Below are 683 nucleotides of genomic sequence, written 5' to 3' on the forward strand. Positions count from 1 at the left end.
TAACGGTGAGGTCCGTGACGGGGCCTGGGTCGCCGAGCTCACCGGCAGCCTGCTGGACGGCTGGCCGAAGGGGATGCGGCTGATCGTCCGCAAGGAACGGCCGCACCCCGGTGCCCAGTTGAGGGTCACGGACGCGGACGGCATGCGAATCACCAGCTTCGCCACCAACACTCCTGACCGGCCGATCGCCGAGCTCGAACTCCGTCACCGGCTGCGGGCCAGGGCCGAGGACCGGATCCGCGCCGCCCGGTCCACCGGCCTACGCAACCTGCCCCTGCACCACACCGCGCAGAACAAGGTCTGGCTGGAGATCGTCCAGATCGCGCTTGACCTGCTCGCCTGGATGCCCATGCTCGCCCTGACCCACCAGGCCCGTCTCTGGGAGCCCCGCCGACTGCGGTTCCGCCTGTTCTCCGCGGCCGCCCAGCTCGTCACCACCGGCCGACGCCGCATCCTCCGCCTCGCCCGCCACTGGCCCTGGACCGGCGAGATATCCGCCGCCCTTGAACGGCTTGCGCTCCTACCGAACCCCGGCTGACCAGCGGATTCACCTGTCCCTACAAGAAGAGGAACCAGCCCGGAGCAGTGGGACCCGGCGTCCACCCGAGGCGACACTCGGGCCCTCGGAATGCCCGCCATCAGAAACCGAAAGCGAAACGGTCCACCGACTCCGTCGGCGGACC

1 protein-coding gene is annotated in these 683 nt (G+C 70.0%); it reads left to right on the top strand.

The genetic code is table 11. The features are described from left to right. On the top strand, positions 1 to 538 hold a 538-nt coding region (locus tag LCE31_RS40090), incomplete at its 5' end, for a transposase (protein WP_225023249.1). Positions 539 to 683: the final 145 nt, after the last annotated feature.

This window comes from Streptomyces sp. 8L (genome assembly GCF_020176795.1).
GTDB lineage: Bacteria > Actinomycetota > Actinomycetes > Streptomycetales > Streptomycetaceae > Streptomyces.